Consider the following 23,892-nt stretch of genomic DNA (forward strand, 5'->3'; position numbering starts at 1 on the left):
TTGAGAATCGATACCAGGTATAGATGATGTATCAGGATGGTATGGGAATGGCCGCGATTATTTTATAGTGGGCGATTATCCCGTGCCCGATATGGGCACGGCACAGAAGGAAAATAAGAATTATTTTTTCTTGGTCAATCCTTTACCTTTTAATAACTGACGAAGTTTCTTTATCTCTTTTGCTGTCAGCGGCTGTTCAGTAATTTCTTCTGTGTTTTGATTATCAATCGCGTCTGCCGCATCTGCATCATCGGCATGTTCTTCGATATCAAAACTTTTCAGCAGACGAGCGCTGACCTCGGCACTAAGAGAAACCTCATTCTCCAGAGCAGCCGCTTTGATCTTCTCTTTGAGATCCTGCGGAATTTTCAGGGATAGACTTGATATCTCACTCATTTTATTACCTTTATGGCAGCACAAAACTCCAAGCTATGCCAGTATGCAGTCAAAGTCCATACGGAAACAAAAAATTAATATAATTGTCATATCATGTTAAGGAAAATGCCAAACAAACGTGTTGTTGGTGTGATATAGGCCAAATTTTCATCTTTTTTGTAAAAAACCACGGCAAAACAAACATCATACGGCTGCAAACCCGCGCGCCAAATACTCTGACACATGCGATAAACTCATCGGATACTCCCCCAGACAGCGAATCAGAATTTTCTGCATTACATTTTTTTGACGTGACCGCCAAAAATAAATAGCAACTCAACCTATTATTAATGCCTGACAGGCCATTTTGCTGTTGATGTTTTGCAACCACACCAAAGACCACAAATTATTAACATTTTCAGCAGTGCATTCGTTGCGGTGCACAACACATCATCCCATAACGTGACGTGCGGCAGATCACATCTCAGCCCATAGCGTATCTGGCCTGGATATCTTTACCCCCCGAGAAGAGGAGCATCACAAAGAAGAGAAAAAACAACGGCAAGTTAATCGATTGATCATGAAATTTTAACGGCATAGAATACGCCCCCCTACGACCATAAGGATGCCAGCGTGTCACACCATCATTTGTGGGAAACGATAAGAACCCTTTATTTCATTGGCTTCCCGGTATCAATGTTATTCACGTTTTTTATGAGCCGGGATAATTCGTTAACCATGCGTTTTCTGGCTTCAATATTAATCGGTGTAACCTGGCCATTGAGCTTTCCGATAGTGGTGGTTTTTTCGTTTTTTTAATTATAATTAATTAAAAAATTAACTCGATTGCACTATTAACCATAAAATAAAAAAGGATTTAAACCAACGAGCTCGACCTTTCCCCAACAGGCGATGAGGCTAACGTCAACATCTGGCTGCGCTGACGCAGCCTGTAAGACAAAAAACATCAATCCGAATCTTTCGCCAGAGGCGTCTGTTCTATCGATGATGGCTCAAGAATAGCCGCCAGATCCTGCTTTAATACAGACATTTGATTCGCGTATTTCTCTTTATACTCAGCATCTTCGATTAATTGCACAATCGTCTCTGACAGTGTGATTTCTCGTCGTTGCGCCAGCGCTGCCAGACGCTGCCAGACCAAATACTCTAAATCGATGGATTTCTTACGGGTATGCTGATGCTCGGCGTTGAAATGCCGTTTGCGACGGGCGCGAATGGTCTGCTTCATCCGGTTCTCCAGCGCCGGACTCATAAAGCGCTTTATCCACTCCAGCACGTCTACCGGGTGGTTCTCCATTGCCAGTAACTGCGCAACCGCCTCATCCGCAGCACTCTGTTCAATAAACCGCGTAATGGGCTCACCTTCCCGATGTTTTTTGACCAGATATTTCCATTTCCAGCCGCACTCAAGATTTTTTAATTGTTGATATTTCATGCTTTATTCTGTTGTGATCGTGTAACATGGCTGAATATAGGCTCATTGTTGCCTGATATGCCACTACAGGCAATCCTTTGCTGGTTATTTTTCACCCAGTATTTTACACCAGATGCTCTCTGCCTCGCATCTCATGGCACAGCACATATGCAGCCTCAAGAATTCTTGTATAATTGCGGTTTCCCTTTAAACGATTACAGCAGATACTTTGACCAATAACCGACTCGAATGGCAGCAACTACTGCCCGATCATACGCCATATCAGACATTATTCTCCCAGGCAGCCCAACTTGCTCCTGCCGAGTTTGCAACGGTGCAACCACGTCTGGCTAATGCACTGACGATTTTTTGTCACCCTCGCTCACCCTCGCGCTTTATGCTATTGAAAGCGCAAGAGAATAATGCTTATCTGGCGCTGATTGACCAGGCTATCAATCAATTGCCACCGTCATCAGAGATGTTACACGGCTGCCGTTATCAGATTGATGGCAACCAGGTTAGCTGCCACCCCGCTCAGTATCCTGATGATAACTTTGCCGCCAGCCAGCGCTGTGGTTATCAGGAATGGATTGAGCCTGAACAACTCTTTGGTTGTGTGCGTATCTTTAAAGACCAAATCAGCCTTCAGCCTGGGCTTATCCACCGCGTTAACGGCGGTACGCTCATTCTCTCAGCCCGTACCTTGCTGGCTCAACCGCTTATGTGGTTGAGACTAAAACAAATTATCCTGGATGGACACTATCATTGGTTGTCACCCGATGAACGTGCGCCCCTGCCAGTGAATATTCCGCCGATGCCCCTCGAGCTGCGCTTAATTGTACTTGGCGATCGTGACAGCCTGGCCGACATTCATGACATGGAGCCCGAACTGGGCGAACTGGCGATTTATGGTGAGTTTGAATCGCAACGGCAATTAATCGACCCGGAAGACATGGTGCACTGGTGCGCTTATATCAATGCGCTATGTCTTGAATATCAGTTGCCTGCATTATCTGCGGATGCCTGGCCTGAACTGTTTACGCTCGCCGTCCGTTATAGCGGTGATCAGGGGAGCGTTCCACTCTGCCCACAGTGGTTAGCGCATCAACTCAAACATGCCGCGATCTACACTCGCCAGGAAGAAATTACCGCACAGACGATTATTGATGCCGTAACCACTCGCCGCTGGCGTGAAGGTTATCTCTCCGAGCGCATGCAGGATGACATTGAACTGGGTCAGATTCTGATTGAAACCGACGGGGAAGTCATCGGGCAGGTAAACGCATTGTCAGTGCTGGAATACCCAGGTTATCCGCTGATGTTTGGCGAACCGACCCGTATTACCTGTGTTGTGCATCCCGGTGATGGCGAGTTGACGGACGTTGAGCGCAAAGCTGAACTGGGCGGTAATCTGCATGCTAAAGGCATGATGATCATGCAAGCCTTCCTGATAGCTGAACTGGAACTCGATCAACAGTTACCTTTCTCCGCGTCGATTGTCTTTGAGCAATCTTATAGCGAAGTCGATGGTGACAGTGCATCTTTGGCGGAACTTTGCGCGTTGGTCAGCGCATTATCGCAGCAACCAATCAACCAGCAATTAGCCGTTACCGGTTCCGTGGACCAGTTTGGTCATGTGCAGCCTATTGGTGGCGTGAATGAAAAAATCGAAGGGTTCTTTGAGGTTTGTCAACGTCGGGGGCTGACGGGCCAACAAGGTGTAATTATCCCGGCCACCAACCAGCGTCACTTATGCCTGCAACAAGATGTCATTGATGCTGTACGTGAAGGCACTTTCCACGTTTATGTGGTGGAATCTGTTGCTGAAGCGGTGACCATCCTGACCCAGGTTCCGTACGATGACGAGCACCAACCCTGCTTGCTGGCCGCTATTCGGGAACGTATTGCACAATTGTTGCCTCAAGAGCGGCGTCGTTTCCCCTGGTTTTTCCGCTAAGGAAACTGGTTGGGCCAGAAGTAACAGACTTGCTCAGCGTACATCTGTACGCTAACCTGCGTGCTCCACAAAAACAGGGCTTATAGAAACATGGTAGATAAACGCGATTCCTATTCCAAAGAAGACCTTTTCGCCAGCGGCCGGGGTGAACTGTTTGGCTCACAGGGCCCACAATTGCCAGCCGGTAACATGCTGATGATGGATCGTGTCATCTCAATGACCGAAGAAGGTGGCCTGCATGGAAAAGGCTATGTGGAAGCAGAGCTGGATATCCACCCGGACCTGTGGTTCTTCGGTTGCCATTTTATCGGTGACCCAGTAATGCCAGGCTGTCTGGGCCTGGATGCCATGTGGCAGTTAGTCGGATTTTATCTGGGCTGGCTGGGCGGTGAAGGCAAAGGTCGTGCTCTGGGTGTGGGCGAAGTCAAATTTACCGGACAGGTCCTGCCAGATGCCAAAAAAGTGACTTATCGCATCCACTTTAAACGTGTCATCAACCGCAAACTGATCATGGGCATCGCCGATGGTGAGGTACTGGTTGACGGTCGTCTTATTTATACAGCCACCGATCTGAAAGTCGGCCTGTTTAAAGATACCAGCACATTCTAGTCTTGACCCGGCACGGCACATGTCGTGCCGGGTATTTGTATCGCAACCGTCGTACGCCACAGATTGCGTAATACCGTTACCCGGCTCATTTGCACATAAACGGCTTTCCTTTATTTTGATGATGTTATCAAGGTCTTCGCCGGCAACAGGTTCCTCCCCTTTATTGCGTAAAATTGTCGACTGACTCTTCTTTCGAAAACCCCGTATCCATAGCCTGGCATTCGTACACCTGCGTTTAAGGACGCGACCAGGTCACGTTTTTGCGATCAATTCCCAATTCTGGTGGTTTGCGGTTTTAATTGAGCAAGGTATACTGAAGCATCTAAATGAAATAGTGTTTTAAAAAAATGTAATTCTCCGCACACAATGGCGTCGTGCGCATCAATAAAGGAACGAACATGAAAATTGCACTGATTAACGAGAACAGCCAGGCTGCTAAAAATGCGATCATCGCTGCTGCATTGACCAAAGCGGTAGAGCCTCTGGGGCACACCGTTGATAACTACGGTCAGTACGCTGTTGAAGATGCTGCTCAGCTGACTTACATCCAGAATGGCATTCTGGCTGCTATTTTGCTGAACTCCGGTGCCGCTGATTTCGTGGTAACCGGTTGTGGTACGGGTCAGGGTGCAATGCTGGCTTGCAACTCTTTCCCGGGCGTTATCTGCGGTCTGGTTGTTGACCCGTCTGACGCCTATCTGTTTTCCCAGATCAACAACGGGAACGCCGTTTCTCTGCCTTATGCCAAAGGTTTCGGCTGGGGTGCTGAACTGAATCTGGAAAACCTGTTTACTCAGCTCTTCAAAGAAGAAGGTGGCCGTGGCTACCCAAGCGATCGCGTTGCTCCGCAGCAGCGTAACAAGAAAATTCTGGATGCGGTGAAAGAAGTCACCTACCGCGACCTGATCACCATTCTGAAAGGGCTGGATCAGGACCTGGTTAAAGGCGCGATCGCTGGTCCGAAATTTCAGGAATACTTCTTTGCCAACAGCAAAGACGCTGAACTGACCAGCTACATCAAATCACTGCTGGCCTGATTGATTCGGCCTGCGCCAGCAAGATATCCATCATCAGACCACCGCCCTGTCGGTGGTCTTTTTTACTCCCAGCCAGTGAATTTTCCTTGTTCGTTCAACACTTCACCAGATTTTTCAAAAGCCTGAAATACTGCTTGACCCTGACCTGACGACTCCCTATAGTAGCGCCGCATTACCACATGATGGTAATCCCGGTGAGGTGTCCGAGTGGCTGAAGGAGCACGCCTGGAAAGTGTGTATACGTGAAAACGTATCGAGGGTTCGAATCCCTCCCTCACCGCCAAATGATTTGCGAAAAGGCCCTATGAATCTCATAGGGCCTTTTTATTTTCAGACTGGAATATTTTTCTGGTTTAACCAAATGGAACTGTCATACATTTTAGCAACCTGTCTCAGGCACCCGCTGTCCATACCGTCCTCTCTTCCTGATACGCATGTTCGTACCCTTATCATGTTAGTGACCTGCCCCCAGTATTAGATACAACGATCAGTTAGTAATGGACTGCCCCCACCCCGGTAGACGATCCTGCTCTATAGTTTGAGCATAGGGGGAGCATATGGGCACACCACGATTTACACCTGAATTTAAGGAAGAAGCCGTCCGTCAAATAACGGAACGCGGTTATTCCGTTGCCGAAGTATCTGACCGTCTGGGGGTTTCTGCACACAGCCTCTACAAGTGGCTACGGGCTATCAAACCTGATAACAGTGAACAGCATGCCCGTGATTTACTGGAAGCCAAAAGCGAGATCCTGAAACTACGGGCGCAGCTAAAACGCACCGAAGAAGAACGGGATATCCTGAAAAAGGCCGCGCGGTACTTTGCAAGGGAGCCCGACTGAAGTACCGCTTTATCAATGAGCACCGCAATATATGGGGTGTGATGACGATGTGTCGGGTACTGAATGTCGCCCGGGCCGGGTTCTATGCGTGGCTGCATAACCCTGTCTCGGCGCGTGATAAAGATAACGAGCGCCTGCTGATGCTTATCCGTGACTCATACTCACTGAGCGGAGGCGTGTATGGTTACCGGCGGGTTCATGGCGACCTGAACGAAATCGGGGAAACCTGCGGTAAAAACCGGGTGAGCCGCATCATGCAACTGAACCGGATTAAAGCTGTGCGCGGCTATAAAGCGCCACGCCGTATCGCTGGCAGACCCTCAGTAGTCGCGCCTAATCGCGTGCAGCGGCAGTTTACTGTTGTCCGGGCCAATCAGGTCTGGGTCACCGACATCACTTATATCCGCACCTGGCAGGGCTGGTTGTATCTGGCGGTAGTTATCGACCTCTTCGCCCGTAACGTAGTGGGCTGGTCGATGAAGCCGACTCTCTCACGCGAACTGGCGCTGGATGCGCTGATGATGGCTGTCTGGCGACGTAAACCCGACGGCGAGGTCATCGTACATAGCGATCAGGGCAGCCAGTACGGCAGCGATGACTGGCAGCGCTTCTGCCGGGCCAATAACCTGGCCCCGAGCATGAGCCGGCGTGGCAACTGCTGGGATAATGCGGTGGCCGAATCGTTCTTCAGTTCACTGAAAAAAGAACGCATCAGAAAGAGAATATACAAAACCCGGGATCTGGCCCGAGCGGATATCTTCGATTACATTGAAGTGTTTTACAACCGGGCCCGGCGCCACAGTCATCTCGGCGGCGTCAGCCCGGAGGCCTTTGAACAGGCCTCGTCGTGAGGACAGGTTTTGTCTACTGTCGTGGGGTCAGTCCATAATATCGGTTTGTTTACCTTCTAATTTTCCATTTCTCCAGCTTGCTGCAAATTCAGACGGCGTCTGGTAATTCAGCGATGAATGAGGTCTGGACTCGTTATAGTCCTGCCGCCAGTCATTAATGATTTTCCGGGCATGAAGAATATCGCTGAACCAGTGTTCATTCAGGCATTCATCCCGAAAGCGACCGTTGAAACTCTCAATAAATCCGTTCTGCGTTGGCTTACCTGGCTGGATAAGTCGCAACTCCACACCATGCTCAAAGGCCCATTGATCGAGCGCACGGCAGGTAAATTCCGGGCCCTGATCGGTTCTTATTGTCGCCGGATAGCCACGAAAGAGCGCGATGCTGTCCAGAATACGCGTGACCTGAACGCCTGAAATACCGAAAGCAGCAGTGATCGTCAGACACTCCTTCGTGAAATCATCCACACAAGTCAGGCACTTAATCCGGCGGCCGCTGGCAAGTGCATCCATGACAAAATCCATCGACCATGTCAGGTTCGGCGCATCCGGGCGAAGAAGCGGAAGCCGCTCAGTCGCCAGACCCTTACGGCGCTGTCTGCGTTTTACGCCCAGGCCATTGAGATGATAGATGCGGTAGACCCGTTTGTGGTTAACGCAAAGGCCTTCACGACGCAGAAGCTGCCAGATACGCCGGTAACCGAAACGTCGGCGTTCCATTGCCAGTTCGGTGATACGTGCAGACAGATACGCATCAGTAGCCGGGCGGTGCGCATCATAACGGCAGGTCGACAGGGACAAACCTGTCAGCCTGCAGGCACGCCGTTGCGACAGACCTGTCGCTTTGCACATCACTGTCACGGCTTCCCGCTTCTGGTCTGTCGTCAGTACTTTCGGCCCAAAGCCACCTGTAGTGCCTCTTTATCCAGCATGGCTTCGGCGAGCAGCTTCTTGAGGCGGGCGTTCTCTTCTTCAAGTGACTTAAGCCTTTTTACTTCAGGTACGTCCATGCCACCAAACTTCTTACGCCACGTATAAAACGTGGCGTCGGAGATGGCGTACTTACGGCAAAGTTCGCGGGCGGAAACACCCGCCTCGGCTTCGCGAAGAATATTGATGATCTGTTCGTCGGAAAAACGCTTCTTCATGGGGTTGTCCTCATGTTGCTGATGAAGACATTACTAACATCGTCGTGTGTTAATCAATGGGGAGCAGGTCAAACATGGATAACCCCTCCAGCATCGTGCACAGTAACTAATAAGCTTGATTATAGTTATCTGTTTTATATTTACGTGGTAAATATAAATATAAAGTTAACCGTTAGTCTCATTAATGTTCACTTAATCTAATTAAAATAGATTGGCTACAGAAAATGAGTTATACCCTTACATTCTTACCATGCAGTCTCTGGCGGAGTACTCCAATATGACTATCGTGAAAAAATTAGCCATTGCTATCAGCATCTTCACTCTTGCACTGATTAGCGTGGGTGGTCTTGGCTTACAATTATTGAGCCAATCAAAAGATCGTCTGGACTATGTGATGGTCAACACATTACCCAGCCTCGATAATCTGGTAAGAGCGAACAATGCATTAAGCAATGCTCTTAACGATCTTTCACTGATGTTTCTGACCCGTGATGAACAACAACGTAATACATTAAAAAGAACGCTTGAAAATAATCTGGCCAACGTAGAAAAGCTCAGCACGGCATACCGTGATGGCCTGGTTTCTGACAAGCAAGACTTGCAGATGTCAAACGATAACCTGAAATATTTAAATGACTTTCGCGCAGCCAAAGATAAATTGCTCCAGCAGGCACAAACTGATAATCAGGCCGTTGAAAAAGCGTTTTCTGACAGTGGATACCTGAATCAGGCCCAGGCTAAGTTGGTTAAAGGATTTCAGGAGCAGTACAACTACAATGTCGAGCTGGCCGGTGGGCTTCAGGCTCAAAACGGCAGCAGCTTTAAGCAAGCATTCTTCGGCCTGGTTAGCCTTATCGTGATTGCGCTACTTACCGCAGGCACACTGTCTACGATCATTATCAGTTATGTACGCCGCAGCCTGAATGCACTGCGCCAGACGCTTATTTCTGTCAGCGAGAATTTGGATTTAACGCTGCGTGCCGATACCAGTAAAAACGATGAGATAGGTCAAACCTCAAGCGCGTTTAATCACCTGATTGAACGATTCTCGACGGTGCTCTCCGATGTCCGTTCCGCAAGTGAGAGTGTCTCTACAGCAGCAGGAGAAATTGCCGCAGCCAATGAGGATCTCTCCGCCCGTACCGAAGAGCAGGCCTCATCACTGGCACAAACGGCAGCCAGTATGCACGAGATTTCATCCACCATAGAGAGCAATGTTGAGAACACGGCCCAGACTAACCGCCTGAGTCAGCAAGCAGGTAATGTCGTCGAACATGGCAACGAATCCGTACAACGCATGATGCATGCCATGGAGGAAATCGCGAGCGGCTCAGAAAAAGTGGCCGATATTACCAACCTGATTGAAGGCATTGCCTTTCAGACCAATATCCTGGCACTGAATGCGGCGGTTGAGGCCGCCAGAGCGGGTGAGCATGGCCGAGGGTTCGCCGTGGTTGCCAGCGAGGTGAGAAACTTGTCGCAACGTTCGTCCTCTGCGGCCAAAGAGATCAAAACACTGATTGATAGCGCTATCACCGCAGTACAACGCGGCACTGTACAAGCTGACGATGTACGCGAAGCTATCGGGAACGTAAAGAATGTCATCCAGAGTGTTTCAGGCTTAGTGAATGAGGTGTCGCTGGCATCAGAAGAGCAAAGTCGTGGTATCTCGCAAATTAATATCGCGATTAACCAAATGGAGTCCGTCACTCAGCAGAATGCTGCCATGGTCGAGCAAGCTTCCTCGGCGGCAGACTCGCTAAACGATCAGGCTATCCGGTTGCGCCAGTCTGTAGAAATTTTTAAACTGGCAAACACCAGCCATCATGGCTCTAACCAACCGATGGAAGGTATGCGTTCTCTGCGTTTAGGGCATCGCTGACAGGTAAATCGTTTTGGTAAGCGGGGCTGCCTGGCAGCCCCGTTATTATGTCAGGAATACGCCACCAATGTTCGCTGACAAAGTTCGGAGCGAACACAGTCTTGCGTAACAAAGTTAACAATTCCCACCATCTCATCTTCGGAAAAACGCTCTAATGCATCACGCAAGCCGGATTTTACGCCCGCGGGTAAATCACATTGAGTGATATCACCATTAACAATGACAGTGACATTCTCACCTAAACGGGTCAGGAACATTTTCATTTGATTAACGGTTACATTCTGCGCTTCATCGAGAATAACAAACGCATTCTCAAATGTACGACCTCGCATATATGCAAACGGTGCAATCTCCACCTTGGCGATTTCTGGTCGCAAACAATACTGTAAGAACGATGAGCCCAGACGGCGCTGGAGCACATCGTAAACCGGACGGAAATAAGGAGCGAACTTTTCAGCGATATCACCGGGCAGAAACCCAAGATCTTCTTCTGCCTGTAGCACGGGTCTGGTCACAATAATGCGGTCGACCTCTTTATGAAGCAAAGCTTCCGCTGCTTTAGCAGCACTAAGAAATGTTTTTCCACACCCGGCCTCACCACTGGCGAAGATTAATGACTTATTTTCTATTGCAGACAAGTAGTACTGCTGGGCCAGATTACGCGCTTCAATGGCAGAAGCATCACGGCTTTCACGAGCCATACCGATGGCTTCGATTCCGCCTAGCTGCACCAGAGAAGTGACCGAATCCTCTTCACGCTGACGATGATTACGCGACTCGCGCCTGATAACCCGTTTCGCTTCACGACGCGCTTTGATCACTGCTTTTTGTCTTCCCATAGTGGCACCTTACAGTTTGTTTCACTGACAATTCGGCAAAATGCCGAAGGTGTTTCGTTCACAAATGAGATTTGGCTTCCTTACTAAGCCACAACAAAGATGAAATGAGAAAAGCCGGCGTTTACCCCACCCTATCAGTTTATCAATAGGAATGGTTTTTCCGGCATCGTATTGATGAGAACAAACAGCGGACATAGAACAGGCAGGCTTACAGCAACAATAGCGATAAGCGGCGACGGTGGCTATAAACAGGCTGGACAAAATCACGCTGGAGAAAATAGTGCGGGAGAAACGAACACCGCATTGAATATGCGGCAAAGACAGGCGAATATGCTGACTGCTATGTCCAGAGAAGGACTCTACCATTCGCGCTCCTTACTGTGACAATGACTATTCAGATGAATAATGATTGATCGCATCGGGCTTCCGACATCATGAAAACGTTATCGTTCATTGATGTCAGTAAGATGACAGTGCGCTATTTTGCCCCTGTTTGGCAAGTATTTTTGCACTGTCATCATATAATGGTATACACCAGCATACCGCTACTGATGGACGATATTATCGAAGGGGTCAATAATGTTTCTGCCAATGCAGGTATTGGTCGTACTTCCGTAAGGCACTGCGGTAGGTTGTTTGCTCAATATCGGGTAAATAATCGCAGATACGCTGCTGAACATTACCGTCTGAAGCAAAACTTTCCTGTGGGTAATTTTTCGCCACCAATAACTCATCGAGACGACGTAACCGAATAACATATTCACGCATCGTGCTATGCCGGACTTCAGTCTGCTCGATCAGATATTGAGTGAAGGACTTGATATCAAAATAATTGGCGTGAGTATTGCAAAAAACTTCGCTACAAAAGCGACATAGCGGGACAAGTTCTTCCTGAACTGACTCCCAGATAGCGTGATCGATTAAGCGATCCATCATGGCTATCGATTTCTTATTGATAAGCTGATCGCGAAATACCAAAGAGACGCGATCAAGTTCTTTCGCACAGTTAGCACAGTGTGTCTGTTTGTGCTTAAAATCTTTCAGATAACGACTAAGAAGCTGCTTCTTCCTGGTTGATTGAGGCATGAGTCCATTCCTGACTGTAGAGTGATACTACTTCCATGTCTGCGCGCCTAAATTAAACGTCGCTCATTAATTTCGCACGCAGACGCTTTATCGCCTGGCTATGCAACTGACTAACGCGTGACTCTCCCACCTCCAGAACAGCACCAATTTCCTTTAGGTTCAGTTCTTCCTGATAGTAGAGTGTCAATACCATTTTTTCACGTTCTGGAAGATTTTCAATCGCATCCATCACCCGCTGGCGCACATTAACATCCATCAGTTGATTAAGCGGATTCGCTTCTTCATTTCCTTCCAGTAACGCCTCGGCACTATCCCCGTGCTCTTCACGCCATTCATCGTAAGAAAACAACTGGCTATTGTTAGTATCCAGAAGAATCTGTCGATACTCTTCAAGCGGAATATTCAGGGTATGGGCAACTTCCAGCTCGGTTGGTGCCCGGCCAAGAGACTGTTCAGCCTGTTGCATTGCCTGTGCGACTTCACGGGCATTACGCCTGACGCTGCGTGGTGCCCAGTCCCGGCTGCGTAACTCATCCAGCATTGCGCCACGAATTCGTTGCACAGCATACGTAGTAAACGCCGTACCTTGTAACGAATCATAACGTTCTACTGCACTAAGTAACCCAATCCCTCCGGCTTGCAAGAGGTCATCGAGTTCCACACTTGCCGGAAGACGAACCTGTAAGCGCAAGGCTTCATGGCGCACCAAAGGAGCATAGCGCTTCCATAGTGAATTTTTATCCATTGTGCCTTCAGCGGTATACAGTTCGCTCACAGTGATAAATACCTATAATTTAAGGTTCTACATAACATTATGCGTTTAGCATACAACGGCAATCGGAAGAATAGGTGTAGAAAAAAGGCTTTTTTCAGATATGCTGCCCAATTGCCATTTCTGAGTATTGTAGCTTCTATCGCTGAAGCTGGACACCTGCACTATCCCAAATGAGAGCAATTTTTGTGATATCGCTCTACAGTGATTGACTGGTAATGAAAGAAACTATTAACACATTAACCGTATGTCGATGAAAAACCAGATTACGTTCTTAGATATTCTTATCAGACTATTATAGAAATAATGGTCGGATGTGTCGGATGAAATGACGTAAATAGTCGCCTTGATCTTTTTTTAACCGGATGCTATCACGCAATGAGATTATATTTTTCAAGAAGATAATTTTTATATGCTGAGTAGTTATTTTCTGCGTCCTTGATGGTGGTGACTGCCCACATAAATGCCCCTTCTTGATGATTGATATCAAAGACAAGAGACGTATCAATCCGTGCAATATTTGTTGACTCTCCAACACCATCCAAAACAGCAGATAGTGCAACTTGATCCAAAAACCAGACAACATTGTTTTTCTTCAAATTATTCCATATAAAAAGGGCAACTTTTTTAATAAACCGCCTGGACTCCTCACTACCATTAAGATAGACAAATCCAGCAATCGCTTTTTCCCAGAAAGGAGCACCTTCACTTTTGGTTAACGCTATATCGGAGGATACAAGTTTAGGCTCAACAAACCGCCAATTGTTTTTTATCAGAGAATCCGCATCAACAATTAGTAATGGCCCCTGAAATATCGATAAAAGATAATTTGCTGCGGTAAATCGCCTACACGCATAGTGAACATTAATACCCGATACATTCCCGATTGGCTCAAGAGTACAAGAGATATTTAACTCAGGCAGGGAGGCATGTTTTATTTTTATATTTTCTATAGTCAACTCATCAGCATCATAGACGTGAAGGTGTACATTAAAACTATCACGATTAGACTCATATAAAGAATAGATGAGGGACACTGCATGTTGATGATAATATTTCACATCACAAGAAATCAGTATTGTAGGCTTGTCATTTTTTATTTCTCTCTTCAATAGCCACTGATAATGATCATAACTAACATCGTCTTTTTTAGATATAAGTGAAGTGAAGTCGATATATGAATCAGGATAACCGCCACTCTTAAATATAGTAGTAACTACCATCAGCAATGCTAGTGGATCTTCACCTATAAGATAAGAGTTAGCAGCCATCCTTTGTGCCAGTAACATTGCATACTGGTAATCTTCCTCAAGAATACAGGTGAGCAATAATATCTTAAACACAACAGGCACATCCTGCAACACCTCTAGATTATTCTCAATCAAAGTAACAGCATGCTCTATAGCACCAATACGGAATAGTATCTGGATAGACACTACTAAATATTCTAGATTCGGAGCTACATCCAGTACTTCCCCAAGATAACTAACAATGTTATCGATATATTCGCTCGGCAATCTTACCTGCTGTCCTTTCCATTTTTCATCCAGCGTCAGATTAGATAACGCAATAGCATTCAACAACAGCCTTAAAGCTTTATCCTGTTCTGGTGGTAAATTGCTTTGACTAACCGATAATTTTTTATTCAAAGTGTAAATGTCACAACTTCTTTTGACGAAAATATCAACTATAATATCTTTTGATAATCCGCCAATATCACCAATAACCAACTCACTACTAAACACATCTCGATAATATTGGTGAGCCGACTTAACATTGGAGTAATTTGACATGAACAACCTCATTATTGATAAATGATTATAGCATTAGCGCAATATATCATTAGGATATTCGTTTTTTAAAACAGATAATTCTCTACAATAAAAAAACCACTAATAAATTAATGGTGAGATTTTTAGAGAATTATGTATTGACGTTCTTAATTAAAAACCACGTGTCATTGAATAAACTAAATCATACCCATCCCATTTCATAGAAAAATCTAAGGTTTTTCCAATCGGAACGACTCTGTCAATACCAAGAGGTTTATAGTGCATCATGAAGTCATGAATAACTTCATTTCTGACACCTAATGTAGCTATCGTCTGACATCGCTCACCACATACTGGATATATTTCAGAAATGTCATCAGCCATATACTCCATAAAGTAGCCACAGTTACCTGAATATGACATTGTGTTATTATCAAGATGACTCAGTTGAATTCTAAAAACAGTGTTATTATCATCAGATATTTTTTTCACTCCATCATGTGATGCACAAAGCTTATAAAAATCAGCTAATTTCCTGACTGCGGATACTGCATTGAGCTCGTATCTTTCATTAGCTAGAATTGAAAATTTTTCCCAAAATAAAGACATTGCAGTAGTCTTATTATTGCCAAGCCAGACAATAAGCTTAGGTGAAGTACAGGCATTTTGGTCTGATAGAAGAGTGTCATTATAAAAATCAGAAGCAATCTTTTCTTTATTTTCAACAGCCAGGTATGATTCAGCATCAATAATACAGATTGAATAACGATCTGAAAAAACGATATCCAGATTTCTCGGGTTTGCAGGTGAGGCCTGAAGCGTTGAAATAGTCAGGTCACCGCCCCATATTAATCTAGTTCTACAAATAGATGAAAAATAATCATTGATAATTTTATCGCGTGGATAGCGGAGAAGAATGATATAAGGAGATAAATCAGGGAAATCACTTAACGTTCGATTAATTTCCTCACAAAGCAAATCAATTTGTGGGAATGCCTTTGATGGAACCCTGACAACGCTTGCATTTCCTGTTAATAATCCAGAAAATAAGGAGTATGCGAAATTCAATGCAACATTTGAGGGGGCGATATGAAATGCAACACCTCGACCTAGCCGATAACCTAAAGAAGGATATTCTTTATCTTTTATACCCAGAATGGATGCCTTCCTACACCAAAATGCTAATGTAATAACATCAGGATGATCTTTTGCCTTTGTGTTTTTAAAAATATTTTTCGATAAAGAATCCAAAAAATCAATAACTCTGCTTTCAAATGCAATCAAAGGCCTTGCTTCTGACAACTGTTCTATTAAGAGCTGGCTACCTACCAGAATAGTAATTCTCTCAAAATTATGAAGCATAGGTATCACTACACCCTCTTAATTCAGCGTTCTGGAACCGTCCCAAGACCGAAAAATACTTTCCCAGTCGCCCACAAGGACAGTCATCCTCACCTAAAACCACACCAACATCTTCAGTCAACAGTGAATGCCCTGGATATGATTCTGGAATCAAGGATAGAACCTGTATAATACCTGGACGCCCATTGGGAAGGACTGAAAAATCTTTTGGATCTCGGATTATAATATCGGAGAAAACACTTGCATGGAGATGGCCGTGCTCGCATTGCATATATATACAGCCCGTTTGTTCGACCATACCATAATAATCGAATGTCTGCTTGATTCCACAAGAATCATTTAATAGCCGAGAGAATTCTTTTTGAGATACGGCTTCAGATTGAAGTTTTTTCCATCCACCACCATGGATAAGAATAGCATTAGATAAGTCTATTTTTATATTTTTTTCTTTAAGGCTTTTATAAAAAAACTGCCAGACCATAAAAGTAAAACCAAACAAGAGAACCTTTCTTCCTTTGTGCTTAGATAAGAAAGAAGAAACAGCCTCGATATCAATATTCATATGTTCATCAAGGCAAAAAATTTTATCCGATGCAAAAATAGAGAAACCCAAGATACCTGCACCGCGAGCAGAGAATAAATTTCTATCTTTCATCACTGTTGGTGTATCTATAACAATCAATGGAAGTCGGGATGTTCCAGTAAAATCACTAACAATCTTTACAAATGCTTTTTGCTGATTGCTCGCTGTGTCTTTATTTAAAAAAATTTTCGAAACCTGTTGTCCTGTAGTTCCTGATGATGTCATTGTTTTGATAATTTCATTTTTTTCGACACTATACAAATCTAGCTGCTTAAAAAGAGAAACAGGCAAAAAAGGAAAATCAGTAATTTTATTTATTTTTTTAATATCAAACGAAATTCCATTCAACATCTTCTCATACGGCAAACATGAAGCTGCATGATATACAGTGAGATAACTCAAGCGTTCTATGAAGAGACTATTTTTTTCATTTTTATTTAAAGAGTATGGTGGAAGGGAGAATATATTATCGTAGCTAATCATAGTTGCAATCCAACTTTGAGTATAATGTTTTCCCTGCCTCATTTTTAGGTATATCAGAAATAACTTTAAAACTGAAGGCACTATGGTTTATTTTCATGCTATCTGATAGCATCTTTTTAATAGAATCGATAAGCTCACAATCGACAATAAATATGGATATCTTATCATCAGTACCGCTACACGCACATTCTATACCAGAAAATCTTGATTTTATTAACCCTTCAACTTCATCCAAATTAACTCGATTGCCAAACACCTTTAAAAAACGTTTTTTCCTTCCAACGATATAGTAGTAACCCTCTTCGTCTCTCTGAGCAACATCCCCTGTTTCAAGACGGTTATTTCTTTCATTACCTTTAGCCAGATCAAGCCGACATTCAGCATAACCCAAAGTAACATTTTCACCCCAATAGACCAACTCACCAACTGTATTAGGTGTAGCTACTTCAATACCATTGTCATCAATAATAGAAAATTGACCACCGGGAATACTTTTCCCCATGCTACCAATTTTTTCTAAAGAAACTTCTGCCGGAAGATATCCCATACGAGAGGTAGCCTCTGCTGCACCATACATAACATAGAATCGCTTTCCTTTTTCTTTGGCATATTGAGCAAAATTTCTATGTAATTCAGGTAACAACTTCCCTCCTGCCTGAGTCATTGTTTTAAGATCAGGCAAGTCCATATTAAAAAACCTTATTTTTTTCAACATCTCATATGTGTAAGGCACACCAGAAAAAGATGATGCTTTATATTCTTTGACAAAATTCCAGAAATCTTTCTGCATGACGCCTTTGTTAGTTAATAAAAGCATTGCACCTTTAATCAAATGGCTATTGATAATAGACAGCCCATAGACATAATGCATCGGCAAATTAACCAAAGCTCGCTCACCTTCATCAATATTCAAATATGAAGATATGCTAAGTGCATTACTGAAGATATTTTTATAACTTTGCCTGACGAGCTTAGGACTTCCTGTTGATCCTGATGTTGTAATCAGTAATGCAAGCTCATCATGGAGATGACAATCAGGGCAATTAGTCTCAACTAATTCATAATCATGCAAGCGAAAGATAACCGTATACTTATCATTCGACCTGGAGACGGGTTGCCAGAAATAATTAGGTTGATATATCTCGATTAAATTTTCTAAGAAATCAGAATCGATATTTTTATCTATCAACAGAGGAACAACATGGTTCGATAAAAAAGTGACATAACCAACAAGGCTACCAAAGGAATTCTCAGTAAAACATAAGACCAATGTTCCTTTTTTTATTTTCTTTGATAATGAATTTACACTATCAACCAATTCACCATAGGACAGGCTATTGCCATTCTCATCAATTGCAACGAGATTTTCAGATGGATGTTTTTCTATATCAAGAAACATAATTACTCACTTATGTTTTCCTTTATTTTTGTAACGATGTCAGACGCCGTCAATCCACTTATTGACAATAAATAATTATAATCTCCTGCATGAGGATATCCCTGGGGAATACCCATGATAAGTTGTCGAGGACGGTTTACTTTATCTGATAGATACTCAGCAACCGCACTACCTAACCCACCAATAATACTATGCTCTTCGACCGTAACGATTAATTTTTTATCAAGGTTTTCTTCAAGAGTGTCAGTATCAAGGGGTTTTATTGTATGCATGTTTACAACTGAACACCTAATCCCATCATATTCTAAGGCCTCTGCGGCTTTAATAGATGGATAAACCATGCTTCCTGTCGCCACAATGCATACATCTGCCCCATCTCTCAGAGTTATAGCTTTACCTATCGAGAGCTCATAATCGGAGTTATACACTATCGGAGCTCTCATATTTCCAGTGAGTCTGAGATATACAGGCCCTTGATACTGTAATGCCGCCTCTGTCATTTTTGCTGTTTCAACACAGTCAGCAGGAGAAAGTATCGTAATATTTGAAACTGCTCTTAGTACTGCTATATCTTCTATACCATGATGTGTTGCGCCAAACATTCCTGTCGCAACACCACTGGCAAGTCCAACCAATTTTACATTTTCATTCATGTAGCCTAAATTATGGCGAACCTGCTCTCCAGCACGCATTGTCAAAAAATTCGCAAAAGATGTGACAAATGGAATAAAACCGCCAGAAGCCAAGCCGGAGGCAACACCTATCATATTTTGCTCAGCAATTCCGGTATTAAAAAAACGATCAGGGTATGTACTACTAAAACGATCAAGTCCAGATGATTTACAGAGGTCGGCGGATAATGCTACCAGATTGGGGTATTGGTGAGCCAGCTCTAATAACACAATACCAAATGTTCCTCTGGAGCCTAGCATTGACCATGAACGAATATTTGATGATTTAATATCTAGCATGCTTTATTACCGTCTATTTCAGATAACGCTAACATGTGTTGCTCTTTAGATAATTTATTTCGATGAAATTCTTTATTGTTTTCCATAAAAGAAACTCCTTTACCTTTCACTGTGTTAGCTACGATAACTTTAGGCTTTCTATTATGAGGAATATTAAACGCTTCTATGAGTTCATCTATATTGTTACCATCACACTCAATTACGCACCATCCACATGCACGCCATAAAGCAGATAAATCAAGATTTATTATGTCGCGAGTCATCCCATCAGATTGCAAACCATTTTTATCCACAATAACAGTCAAAGAGTCCAAATGCTGCTGAGCAGCAAAAAAAGCGCCTTCCCAGATAGCCCCCTCGTTACACTCTCCATCCCCGACGAGAACATAACTATGCCAAGACTGCTTTTTTAAACGGTGGCTTAATGCCAAACCGATACCGAATGATAACCCCTGAGCTAAACTGCCACTCGAAAAGTCTATCCCTAACTCAGGACACTTCGTTGGGTGCACTTGCAAAACAGAACCATTTATTTCAAAAGAGTCAAGAGTCTCTTTACTGATTACATCAAACTCTTGTAAAGTAGCATAGAGTCCTAATGCAGCATGTCCTTTACTTAAAATAAATACATCTCGCTTTTTATCTATTATATTTGAAGCATCATATCGCAGTACTGAACCATAAATTGTTGTCAGTATATCAACAATTGATAAAGCTGGTGAGATATGAACACCATCACTTGGTGCATGATGAGCGACCTGTAATATAGTCTTACGTATATTACGGGCTCGGTCAAATAGCATGGTTACATTATTCATGATTTTAAACCCCCATCAACACGAATAACCTGACCAGTAATATAAGCAGATAAATCAGATGCAAGAAAAACAGCTGTATCAGCAATTTCCTTTGGATAACCTACCCTAAGAATATCTGTACTATTTATAGCACCTTCCAGAATAACCGATGGTAATGTTGTTAACATGTCCGTGTCTGTCACACCTGGAGCAATGCTATTTACTCTTATCCCTGATTCTCCAAGCTCAGCAGCAATTGATTTAGTCATCGCTATTATTGCAGCTTTAGATGCACCATAAGCTGACTTCCCTGGATTTCCATCCTCGCCAGCTGTAGAAGAGATATTAATAATACTACCGTTTCTATGTCTGACCATTAATTTAGAGATATACTGAGTGAAAATAAAAACAGAGAAAAAATTCACTTCAAATTGATTTCTTAATGCATCTTCCGTCGTCATTTGGAATAGTGAATTTAATGTAACACCGGCATTATTTATCAAAGCATGAATAATTTTCTTCTCTGCCATTAATTTCTTTACTGCCAGTTTCATTCCTTCACGATCGGTCATATCAAAATAGATGGGCCATATTTCGACCTGATAGCGGGATGCTATAGATTGGATCAGTGAGGCAAATTCAGGTGTCTCTTGTCTTGCATGAGCGTATATATTAGCGCCATTGGCAGCGAACGCTTCAAGCATCGCTTTCCCCATACCTCGAGCCGTTCCGGTAATGAGAACATTTTTCCCCGTCAACAACATAATATCCACCTGTTATCCAATACCACCATCAACACGGATGACTTGTCCGGTGATATAGCTTGATGAATCCGATGCAAGATAAAGAATAGCATTAGCTACTTCCTCTGGTAAGCCAATGCGATGCAGCTCGCATCGGTTTAATTGCCGGTCAAGAGCCTCTGTAGGTAAATCCTCAGTCATTCTGGTTTTAATAATACCAGGAGCAACAGCATTCACCCGTATACCGTGTTGTCCTAATTCAGTAGCCAACGTTTTTGTAGCTGCAATTATTGCAGCCTTTGATGATGAATAGGCAAGCTGCCCTGGATTACCATCAATAGCTGATATACTTGAAACATTTATAACGCTTCCCTTTTTATTTCTCACCATTAATTTTGTTATATATTGAGTGAGATACATTTGGGAAAAAAAATTAATTGAGAATGTATTTCTCAATTGTTCCATAGTCATCATATGAAAATAGGCATCAATATTAGCGCCTGCTATATTTGCCAATATATCTATGGATTTCTTGGTTTTTTGTATAAAATTTGCACCTTGCTTTATTGCATCATAGTCCATCAAATCAAAATATACTGGTATTATTTCAACATCATATTTTTTTTTAAGCTCCTCAATGTGTGAAATAAAATTATCATCAGTATACTGGCAGCAAGCAAAAACATTCGCACCCGCTGCGGCGAATGCATCTAACGTTGCCAAACCAATACCTTGCAAACAACCTGTAACTACAGCATTTTTTCCTGACAGCAGCATGAATGACTCCTAAATTACCACGTCATACTTACTCAGAATTTCTTTTCCTTTTTCATAAGAAGAGAAATCAATAATATCTTCTGTATCCATCATAATATCAAATGCTTCTTCTAAAGCTGATATCATTGACATATGCCCAACAGAGTCCCATGATGCAGTATCCTGATATTTATATCCTGGTAATATATCTTCAGAAACCTCAAATGTTTGAATGAAAACTTGATTGTATTTTTCTAAATTACTCATTAGTTAACCCTTTAGTAATAGATTATAACTTACAATAACATGGCTATTATTAAATATAATAGCGCCGTGAAACTGTTAATTAGCTAAAAAAAATCAATTGAAGACTTTTTTGCTATCATTCTTTCGTAAAATTCGTGCAGGATTGCCGAGTGCGATAACCTCATCCGGTATATCGTTAAATACTGCGGCCCCCATACCTACAATGCTCATATTTCCAATTGACGTTTTTTCTTTTACGACTGCACCCATCCCTAGAAACGATTGCTCACCAACATGACACCCACCCGCAAGGCTAACATATGTGGATATTATTGAGTGATTTCCTATATAAGAATCGTGCCCTATACTAGAGTTAGGCTGAAAAAAAACATTTTTGCCAATGGATGTATCACAGGATATATAAACACCCATGTTAATCACACAACCTTCACTTATTTTTGTACATTTTGGCACAATTACTGAAGGGTGAATCAGCGTTGCTAACATTATCCCATTCGACTCAATTCTATCGGCAAAACATGCTCGCAAAGAAGGTTCACCGACAGCAATGACCACTTCAATATCACTGAGGTCCTGCCCATTGAGTAGTGACTCAAATGATACAACACAATGTTTTTTTACTATCCTGTCAAAGTTTAGATCATCTATGAAGAAAATATCATTCCATCGAGAATCTAGTGAGTTTATATATTCGGCCAGAACTAATACTTCTCTCCCCAACCCACCTGACCCATATATTCCAAGTTTCATACAGCCCTCTATTTTATATATTTATTGATGATATCTCTGATAGCGAGAATGACCCTTTCTTGCTCATGAGAGGATAGGTCAGGATATATGGGAAGGCATAATACACGACTAGATATATCAGTTGCCACTGGCAGGTTGTCGCTATGCGAACTATCTAAACCACGGTACATTGGAAAAGAACTAATTAAAGGGAAAAAGTATCTTCTGGAATAAATATTTCTCTCTTTGAGCTCATTGTAAATGGCATCCCTCATTCCATCGGGGCACTCTTCAAGAAAAATAGGGAAATAGGCATAATTCCAATCAATGCCATCTATATTTTTAAGCATTCTGATCTGCGGTATATTAGAAAAGGAACTAATGTACTTCTCATATATATGCATTCTGGCATCAAGTGCATTGTTAATGTATTTTAATTGAAGCAATCCAAATGCAGCCTGTACTTCATTCATCTTTGAATTTATACCCGTAGCCACTACAGTTGTTTCATCTGCAAATCCAAAATTCTTCAAATAATCGATTCGCTGCTTCATTTTTTTATCATGACAAATTATTGCGCCACCTTCTATTGTATTGAAGACTTTGGTCGCATGAAAACTGAGTATTGATAAATCACCATAGTTAAGAATACTGACATCTTGTTTTTTCACACCAAACGCATGAGCCGCGTCATAAATAACTTTAATACCATATACATCAGAAATCCTCTGGATCTCATCAACATCACATGGAATACCATAGCAATGTACAGGTAATATTGCTGATGTCAGTGGTGTAATAGCTGCCTCTATTTTGGTTGGATCGAGATTACAACTAACAGGATCGATATCAACAAATACAGGCTTTAATCCATTCCATAATAAAGAATGCGATGTTGCCACAAAAGAGTAAGGCGTTGTAATAACTTCACCAGTAATTCTTAGTGCCTGCAGTGCCGTTAACAACGCAAGCGTACCATTACTGAATAAGCTCAGATACTTTACACCGAGGTAATCAGCCAATTCCTTTTCTAATGCTTCATGGAATGGGCCGCCATTTGTAATGTGTTGATTACTCCATATTTTTTCAAGATAAGGTGTAAACTCTGCCAACGGCGGAAGCAACGGTCTTGTAACAAAAATATTATCTTTCATACATCCCCTTGTTACAATTTTTCATTAACTTTTAGACTCTGGC

General features: G+C 43.0%; 24 protein-coding genes and 1 tRNA gene. 7 read left to right on the forward strand and 18 right to left on the reverse strand.

Annotated elements, in window-relative coordinates:
- Positions 1–120: 120 nt before the first annotated feature.
- Positions 121–396: a hypothetical protein gene (locus DAQ1742_RS12970; protein WP_035341062.1), complete on the reverse strand. Its 276-nt coding sequence runs from the start codon at positions 394–396 to the stop codon at positions 121–123.
- Positions 397–1,008: 612 nt separating this feature from the next.
- Between DAQ1742_RS12970 and DAQ1742_RS12975 the strand changes: the two genes are divergently transcribed.
- Positions 1,009–1,194 carry a GhoT/OrtT family toxin gene (locus DAQ1742_RS12975; RefSeq protein ID WP_071604065.1) on the forward strand — a complete coding sequence of 62 codons (186 nt, stop codon included), beginning with the start codon at positions 1,009–1,011 and terminating at the stop codon, positions 1,192–1,194.
- A 148-nt stretch (positions 1,195–1,342) separates the two neighbouring features.
- Here DAQ1742_RS12975 and matP read toward each other — a convergent pair whose 3' ends face one another.
- Positions 1,343–1,831: a macrodomain Ter protein MatP gene (matP, locus tag DAQ1742_RS12980; RefSeq protein ID WP_051124028.1), complete on the reverse strand. Its 489-nt coding sequence runs from the start codon at positions 1,829–1,831 to the stop codon at positions 1,343–1,345.
- A gap of 208 nt (positions 1,832–2,039) precedes the next feature.
- On the opposite strand from matP, the gene DAQ1742_RS12985 reads away from it, so the two are divergent.
- The 5 genes from DAQ1742_RS12985 (at position 2,040) to DAQ1742_RS13010 (ending at position 7,106) form a co-directional block, all read left to right on the forward strand.
- Entirely contained in the window at positions 2,040–3,767 is a 1,728-nt protein-coding gene (locus tag DAQ1742_RS12985) for an AAA family ATPase (RefSeq protein WP_035341060.1), read from the forward strand.
- Between the two features lie 90 nt (positions 3,768–3,857).
- Entirely contained in the window at positions 3,858–4,376 is a 519-nt protein-coding gene (gene fabA, locus DAQ1742_RS12990) for a bifunctional 3-hydroxydecanoyl-ACP dehydratase/trans-2-decenoyl-ACP isomerase (RefSeq protein ID WP_035341058.1), read from the forward strand.
- 398 nt (positions 4,377–4,774) lie between these two features.
- The gene (locus DAQ1742_RS12995; RefSeq protein ID WP_035341057.1) at positions 4,775–5,413 is read left to right on the forward strand and encodes an RpiB/LacA/LacB family sugar-phosphate isomerase; all 639 of its coding nucleotides are present in this window, start codon (positions 4,775–4,777) and stop codon (positions 5,411–5,413) included.
- 193 nt (positions 5,414–5,606) lie between these two features.
- Positions 5,607–5,696: transfer RNA gene (locus tag DAQ1742_RS13000), tRNA-Ser, on the forward strand.
- Positions 5,697–5,970: 274 nt separating this feature from the next.
- Positions 5,971–7,106, forward strand: a protein-coding gene (locus DAQ1742_RS13010; protein WP_202959069.1) for an IS3 family transposase whose coding sequence is annotated in 2 segments (ribosomal slippage) — positions 5,971–6,217 and positions 6,217–7,106 — 1,137 coding nt in all. Because the reading frame shifts where the segments join, the coding sequence is not laid out codon by codon here.
- A 27-nt stretch (positions 7,107–7,133) separates the two neighbouring features.
- Here the strand turns inward: DAQ1742_RS13010 and DAQ1742_RS13015 are convergent.
- Positions 7,134–8,254, reverse strand: a protein-coding gene (locus DAQ1742_RS13015) for an IS3 family transposase (RefSeq protein WP_408609412.1) whose coding sequence is annotated in 2 segments (ribosomal slippage) — positions 7,134–7,994 and positions 7,997–8,254 — 1,119 coding nt in all. Because the reading frame shifts where the segments join, the coding sequence is not laid out codon by codon here.
- Between the two features lie 277 nt (positions 8,255–8,531).
- Here DAQ1742_RS13015 and DAQ1742_RS13020 point away from each other — a divergent pair.
- The gene (locus DAQ1742_RS13020; RefSeq protein WP_035345851.1) at positions 8,532–10,136 is read left to right on the forward strand and encodes a methyl-accepting chemotaxis protein; all 1,605 of its coding nucleotides are present in this window, start codon (positions 8,532–8,534) and stop codon (positions 10,134–10,136) included.
- Positions 10,137–10,186: 50 nt separating this feature from the next.
- On the opposite strand, the gene phoH is transcribed toward DAQ1742_RS13020, so the two are convergent.
- From phoH to DAQ1742_RS13095, 15 genes are all read right to left on the reverse strand, one after another.
- Positions 10,187–10,975, reverse strand: coding sequence for a phosphate starvation-inducible protein PhoH (gene phoH / locus DAQ1742_RS13025; RefSeq protein ID WP_035340991.1), 789 nt, complete (start codon positions 10,973–10,975; stop codon positions 10,187–10,189).
- Positions 10,976–10,996: 21 nt separating this feature from the next.
- A complete protein-coding gene (locus DAQ1742_RS13030; RefSeq protein WP_145916166.1) occupies positions 10,997–11,341 on the reverse strand; it encodes a hypothetical protein in 345 nt (114 codons plus the stop codon).
- Positions 11,342–11,548: 207 nt separating this feature from the next.
- Positions 11,549–12,061 (reverse strand): flagella biosynthesis regulatory protein FliZ, encoded by a 513-nt coding sequence (gene fliZ / locus DAQ1742_RS13035; protein WP_035340989.1) that lies wholly within the window; start codon positions 12,059–12,061, stop codon positions 11,549–11,551.
- Positions 12,062–12,113: 52 nt separating this feature from the next.
- Complete coding sequence (locus DAQ1742_RS13040; RefSeq protein ID WP_035340987.1) at positions 12,114–12,836, reverse strand: RNA polymerase sigma factor FliA; 723 nt, start codon at positions 12,834–12,836, stop codon at positions 12,114–12,116.
- Between the two features lie 368 nt (positions 12,837–13,204).
- The gene (locus DAQ1742_RS13045; RefSeq protein ID WP_035340985.1) at positions 13,205–14,626 is read right to left on the reverse strand and encodes a hypothetical protein; all 1,422 of its coding nucleotides are present in this window, start codon (positions 14,624–14,626) and stop codon (positions 13,205–13,207) included.
- Between the two features lie 150 nt (positions 14,627–14,776).
- On the reverse strand, positions 14,777–15,967 hold the full coding sequence (locus tag DAQ1742_RS13050; protein ID WP_035340983.1) for an acyl-CoA reductase: 1,191 nt from the start codon (positions 15,965–15,967) through the stop codon (positions 14,777–14,779).
- On the reverse strand, positions 15,957–17,033 hold the full coding sequence (locus tag DAQ1742_RS13055; RefSeq protein WP_067486671.1) for a LuxE/PaaK family acyltransferase: 1,077 nt from the start codon (positions 17,031–17,033) through the stop codon (positions 15,957–15,959). Before DAQ1742_RS13055 ends, DAQ1742_RS13050 begins: the two co-directional genes overlap by 11 nt.
- The gene (locus tag DAQ1742_RS13060; RefSeq protein WP_035340981.1) at positions 17,026–18,432 is read right to left on the reverse strand and encodes an AMP-binding protein; all 1,407 of its coding nucleotides are present in this window, start codon (positions 18,430–18,432) and stop codon (positions 17,026–17,028) included. Before DAQ1742_RS13060 ends, DAQ1742_RS13055 begins: the two co-directional genes overlap by 8 nt.
- Before the next feature lie 2 nt (positions 18,433–18,434).
- On the reverse strand, positions 18,435–19,403 hold the full coding sequence (locus tag DAQ1742_RS13065) for a transketolase family protein (protein ID WP_035340979.1): 969 nt from the start codon (positions 19,401–19,403) through the stop codon (positions 18,435–18,437).
- A complete protein-coding gene (locus tag DAQ1742_RS13070) occupies positions 19,397–20,221 on the reverse strand; it encodes a transketolase (protein ID WP_051124021.1) in 825 nt (274 codons plus the stop codon). The genes DAQ1742_RS13065 and DAQ1742_RS13070 overlap by 7 nt, the downstream gene beginning before the upstream one ends.
- Positions 20,218–20,964 carry an SDR family NAD(P)-dependent oxidoreductase gene (locus DAQ1742_RS13075; RefSeq protein WP_035340977.1) on the reverse strand — a complete coding sequence of 249 codons (747 nt, stop codon included), beginning with the start codon at positions 20,962–20,964 and terminating at the stop codon, positions 20,218–20,220. Before DAQ1742_RS13075 ends, DAQ1742_RS13070 begins: the two co-directional genes overlap by 4 nt.
- Before the next feature lie 12 nt (positions 20,965–20,976).
- A complete protein-coding gene (locus DAQ1742_RS13080) occupies positions 20,977–21,720 on the reverse strand; it encodes an SDR family NAD(P)-dependent oxidoreductase (protein ID WP_067486668.1) in 744 nt (247 codons plus the stop codon).
- Positions 21,721–21,729: 9 nt separating this feature from the next.
- Positions 21,730–21,966, reverse strand: coding sequence for an acyl carrier protein (locus tag DAQ1742_RS13085; protein ID WP_035340974.1), 237 nt, complete (start codon positions 21,964–21,966; stop codon positions 21,730–21,732).
- Positions 21,967–22,059: 93 nt separating this feature from the next.
- On the reverse strand, positions 22,060–22,716 hold the full coding sequence (locus DAQ1742_RS13090; RefSeq protein ID WP_035340972.1) for a NeuD/PglB/VioB family sugar acetyltransferase: 657 nt from the start codon (positions 22,714–22,716) through the stop codon (positions 22,060–22,062).
- Between the two features lie 8 nt (positions 22,717–22,724).
- Complete coding sequence (locus DAQ1742_RS13095; RefSeq protein ID WP_035340970.1) at positions 22,725–23,849, reverse strand: DegT/DnrJ/EryC1/StrS family aminotransferase; 1,125 nt, start codon at positions 23,847–23,849, stop codon at positions 22,725–22,727.
- Between the last annotated feature and the right edge of the window lie 43 nt (positions 23,850–23,892).

Source organism: Dickeya aquatica (genome assembly GCF_900095885.1).
GTDB classification, from domain to species: Bacteria; Pseudomonadota; Gammaproteobacteria; order Enterobacterales; family Enterobacteriaceae; genus Dickeya; species Dickeya aquatica.

Bases quoted from the DNA above. Each gene is read 5' to 3' on its own strand.
- DAQ1742_RS13065 (WP_035340979.1), bottom strand. From the start codon at position 19,403: ATGCTAGATATTAAATCATCAAATATTCGTTCATGGTCAATGCTAGGC.
- DAQ1742_RS13055 (WP_067486671.1), bottom strand. From the start codon at position 17,033: ATGATTAGCTACGATAATATATTCTCCCTTCCACCATACTCTTTAAAT.
- DAQ1742_RS13095 (WP_035340970.1), bottom strand. From the start codon at position 23,849: ATGAAAGATAATATTTTTGTTACAAGACCGTTGCTTCCGCCGTTGGCA.
- phoH (WP_035340991.1), bottom strand. From the start codon at position 10,975: ATGGGAAGACAAAAAGCAGTGATCAAAGCGCGTCGTGAAGCGAAACGG.
- DAQ1742_RS13080 (WP_067486668.1), bottom strand. From the start codon at position 21,720: ATGCTGCTGTCAGGAAAAAATGCTGTAGTTACAGGTTGTTTGCAAGGT.
- DAQ1742_RS13045 (WP_035340985.1), bottom strand. From the start codon at position 14,626: ATGTCAAATTACTCCAATGTTAAGTCGGCTCACCAATATTATCGAGAT.
- DAQ1742_RS13070 (WP_051124021.1), bottom strand. From the start codon at position 20,221: ATGAATAATGTAACCATGCTATTTGACCGAGCCCGTAATATACGTAAG.
- DAQ1742_RS13050 (WP_035340983.1), bottom strand. From the start codon at position 15,967: ATGCTTCATAATTTTGAGAGAATTACTATTCTGGTAGGTAGCCAGCTC.
- DAQ1742_RS13090 (WP_035340972.1), bottom strand. From the start codon at position 22,716: ATGAAACTTGGAATATATGGGTCAGGTGGGTTGGGGAGAGAAGTATTA.
- DAQ1742_RS12970 (WP_035341062.1), bottom strand. From the start codon at position 396: ATGAGTGAGATATCAAGTCTATCCCTGAAAATTCCGCAGGATCTCAAA.
- DAQ1742_RS13060 (WP_035340981.1), bottom strand. From the start codon at position 18,432: ATGTTTCTTGATATAGAAAAACATCCATCTGAAAATCTCGTTGCAATT.
- matP (WP_051124028.1), bottom strand. From the start codon at position 1,831: ATGAAATATCAACAATTAAAAAATCTTGAGTGCGGCTGGAAATGGAAA.
- DAQ1742_RS13085 (WP_035340974.1), bottom strand. From the start codon at position 21,966: ATGAGTAATTTAGAAAAATACAATCAAGTTTTCATTCAAACATTTGAG.
- fliZ (WP_035340989.1), bottom strand. From the start codon at position 12,061: ATGCCTCAATCAACCAGGAAGAAGCAGCTTCTTAGTCGTTATCTGAAA.
- DAQ1742_RS12995 (WP_035341057.1), top strand. From the start codon at position 4,775: ATGAAAATTGCACTGATTAACGAGAACAGCCAGGCTGCTAAAAATGCG.
- DAQ1742_RS13030 (WP_145916166.1), bottom strand. From the start codon at position 11,341: ATGGTAGAGTCCTTCTCTGGACATAGCAGTCAGCATATTCGCCTGTCT.
- DAQ1742_RS13020 (WP_035345851.1), top strand. From the start codon at position 8,532: ATGACTATCGTGAAAAAATTAGCCATTGCTATCAGCATCTTCACTCTT.
- fabA (WP_035341058.1), top strand. From the start codon at position 3,858: ATGGTAGATAAACGCGATTCCTATTCCAAAGAAGACCTTTTCGCCAGC.
- DAQ1742_RS13075 (WP_035340977.1), bottom strand. From the start codon at position 20,964: ATGTTGTTGACGGGGAAAAATGTTCTCATTACCGGAACGGCTCGAGGT.